Annotated in this window: 4 protein-coding genes and 1 pseudogene; 1 reads left to right on the top strand and 4 read right to left on the bottom strand. The window is 66.8% G+C overall.

Going from position 1 to position 2,627, the window contains the following annotated elements; all coding sequences use genetic code 11:
* Positions 1–258: 258 nt before the first annotated feature.
* A complete protein-coding gene (locus A5789_RS34005; RefSeq protein ID WP_064901852.1) occupies positions 259–561 on the bottom strand; it encodes a hypothetical protein in 303 nt (100 codons plus the stop codon).
* Positions 562–725: 164 nt separating this feature from the next.
* Between A5789_RS34005 and A5789_RS34000 the strand changes: the two genes are divergently transcribed.
* Complete coding sequence (locus A5789_RS34000) at positions 726–1,337, top strand: DUF2249 domain-containing protein (RefSeq protein ID WP_064901853.1); 612 nt, start codon at positions 726–728, stop codon at positions 1,335–1,337.
* Positions 1,338–1,364: 27 nt separating this feature from the next.
* On the opposite strand, the gene A5789_RS33995 is transcribed toward A5789_RS34000, so the two are convergent.
* The 3 genes and pseudogenes from A5789_RS33995 to A5789_RS33985 form a co-directional block, all read right to left on the bottom strand.
* Positions 1,365–1,901 carry a universal stress protein gene (locus A5789_RS33995; protein WP_063017162.1) on the bottom strand — a complete coding sequence of 179 codons (537 nt, stop codon included), beginning with the start codon at positions 1,899–1,901 and terminating at the stop codon, positions 1,365–1,367.
* Positions 1,902–2,004: 103 nt separating this feature from the next.
* Positions 2,005–2,439: a hypothetical protein gene (locus A5789_RS33990; protein WP_064901854.1), complete on the bottom strand. Its 435-nt coding sequence runs from the start codon at positions 2,437–2,439 to the stop codon at positions 2,005–2,007.
* Positions 2,436–2,627: pseudogene (locus A5789_RS33985) on the bottom strand (hypothetical protein); the annotation flags it as partial. The pseudogene A5789_RS33985 and the gene A5789_RS33990, both read right to left, overlap by 4 nt.

The raw sequence follows: 2,627 nt of genomic DNA, 5'->3' as shown, positions 1-2,627 counted from the left end.
CGCGTTCGAAGGCCGGATCACCCCGACCGGAAACTAACCCCTACCGGGGTCAGATCCACCGGTAATCCGACACTCCCTTCATAGAAGCAGTCGCCTTGAAAGACGCAGCGGATGAACGACTTTCGCCCGGCACGGCTATCGTAGCGCATGGTGGGTACCACCATTCGATTCAGTGCGGAAAACACTTGCCGACCCCTGCCGGTTCGAGCCCGCCGGGGCCGGGATCATCGTGGCGTCGCTGCGGAAGTGACGGAAGGGTCAGCGGAGAGTGACGGTGACCGCGCTGCCGACCACGGTCGCGGTGACGCCGAGCAGGTGTTCGGTGATCATCGCGGCGATCGGCTGGATGTCGCGGTCTTTGCGGACGACGACGGCGAGAGTGCGGGCGTCGATGACGTGAGTGAAGGCGGGATCGCCCACCGTCGTTGCCGCGAGCACGTCCCGCGGAAGTGTCGGAGCGGGTAACGCGGACACGACGTCTTGCGCCTGGCGGATCACGCTGACCGCGCGCTGCGGGATCTCGAGCGGGTGATGGATCGGGGGCAGCATCGCGGTGGTCATCGCATTCTCCTCGAATCTCCGGTATGGGCGGTTGTGTCGAGTCGCCGCTCGGCCGGGCCGGTGGGTCGTGGATGACGCGTGTCATAACCGGGGTGGTTTGGCTGGCGTGCATCGCAGGATTAGTTTATACAATAGAATATTGTAAAAAATAGGAGGTGGGTCACATGCCCGACACGGATCTGACACAGACGGGACCGTCGGAGTTGGATGTGCGGGAGTTGCGCAAGCCGGACAAGCATCCGGCGATCTTCGCGCGGTTCGACGCCCTGGCTGCCGGAGAGTCGTTCGTGCTGGTGAACAACCACTATCCGCGGCATCTGCGCGATGAGTTCGATGTCGAGCATCCCGGTGGGTACAGCTGGGATGTCGTCGAGGACGGGCCGCGTGTGTGGCGGGTGCGGATTGGGAAGCTGGCCTCGACGTCATTGCCGCGGATCCTGACCGACACCTCCGCCCTTGAGCCGGGGCATCCGGATACGACGGGAGCGATATGGACGTTGCCGGTGCGCCGACGCGATCTGGATGCCAATATCATTCGCCTTGCCGCGCGGGGGCGCATCGATGCGCACACCGGCCCGGACCTGGATGTGCTGATCCACGTGCTCGACGGCACGGGCACCCTCACCACCGAACTCGGTGAGCTGGAGTTGACGTCGGGTGCGCTGGTGTGGCTGCCGCGCCGGTCGCGCCGCGCGTTCACCGCAGGCCCGCACGGGCTGCGGTATCTGACCGTGCATCAACGCCGCCAGGCGCTGGCACTGGACCCGATCAGCTGAGGCGGATCGTTTGGCATCGGCCCGCTATCACGGCACCACAGTGACCGGACAGCGGGCCCGGCGCAGTAGCCGGGCGGCGGTGGACCCGGTCAGGCGGTGCAATCGGCCTCTCGTTTGGCCGACAATGAGGCTGTCGGCACTGTTCTCCTCGGCCAGGCGCGCCAGTTCCACCGCGGGGTCGCCGCGACGGACGGTGAACGACCACGGCAGGGGCAGGTCGTAGAGGATCTCGGTAGCCAACTCGCGGACGGTGGTGATCTGCTCGGCGGCGAGTGCGACGTCGGCGTCGGCGCCCATCGGTGCCAGGCTGGTCAGGTAGGCACCGGTTCCGAGCGTAGTGATGTAGGCAACCAGCAGGGTGGCATGCATGCGGCGCGCGGCGCCGGCGGCATAGGCGAGCGCATGCGGGGATGACTCGGAGGTGTCGATGCCGACGACGATGAGCGCCCCGCCTACCCTGTCGTGGCGATCGCGGCGATGCGCGATCTGTTCCATCAGCGCGTCGAGGTGCTGACCGCGGGAGCGTCGCGGATGTTCGGGGCGTGATTCGGCCGAGCCCGTCATGGTCGTAGAGCCAGGATGTGCACGACGGTGCCTGGCGTGGGGTGGTGGCCCCGACGCGGCGGGTGTGTCGTCGACACGGGACGGCCCGCGGTGCGAGGGGTGTTCATGACACGCTGTGGGCCAGTAGCAGGATGGCCCCGCCGAGCAATGCAGCGATTTTCAGGATTTCCAACATCACATACTCGTAGTGGCCGCGCGAGCGGGGCGCGTCGTGGCCGGCGAGCACGGCATCGCTGCGGCGGGTCAGCCGTGGCCGGACCAACGTCAACTGCACGAGCAGTGCTGCGATGGCGACCATCAGGGCTGTGATGGCGCCGGTGCCGGGCGGGTCGATCGCGATGGCGACGACAATCGTTGCCGCAAAAACGATTTCGACGCTATTGAGGGCGCGGAAGACCAGCCGTCCGATTCCGAGCCCGATCGGCACCGTGACGCCGGGCGCCCGGAATTTGAGCGGCGCTTCCAGGAAGGAGATCGCCAGCACCATACCGAGCCAGCTGAGCCCGGTCGCGGTGATAACGGCCGCGGCGATGGTCATTGCGCTGATTCCATCTGCGCCGGGGCGGACCCGGCGCTGCCGGTCGTGGTGAGATGGGCCAAGCACAGATCGGGTTCGACGAACGCCTCGAGCCGCTCGACAGTCACCGGCGCGGCCCGGCCCTCCAGCACGCCCTGCATCAGGCCCAGATGGATCGGACACACCACACTCGCACGAGTTTCGGCCAG

Origin of the sequence: Nocardia sp. 852002-51101_SCH5132738, from assembly GCF_001665695.1 — a bacterium.
Classification (GTDB): Bacteria; Actinomycetota; Actinomycetes; order Mycobacteriales; family Mycobacteriaceae; genus Nocardia; species Nocardia nova.
This window is presented reverse-complemented; position numbering and strand designations above follow the sequence as displayed.

What these genes read in the sequence shown, in the direction of transcription:
- A5789_RS34005 (WP_064901852.1), bottom strand. Translation starts at nt 561, where the DNA reads ATGACCACCGCGATGCTGCCCCCGATCCATCACCCGCTCGAGATCCCG.
- A5789_RS34000 (WP_064901853.1), top strand. Translation starts at nt 726, where the DNA reads ATGCCCGACACGGATCTGACACAGACGGGACCGTCGGAGTTGGATGTG.
- A5789_RS33995 (WP_063017162.1), bottom strand. Translation starts at nt 1,901, where the DNA reads ATGACGGGCTCGGCCGAATCACGCCCCGAACATCCGCGACGCTCCCGC.
- A5789_RS33990 (WP_064901854.1), bottom strand. Translation starts at nt 2,439, where the DNA reads ATGACCATCGCCGCGGCCGTTATCACCGCGACCGGGCTCAGCTGGCTC.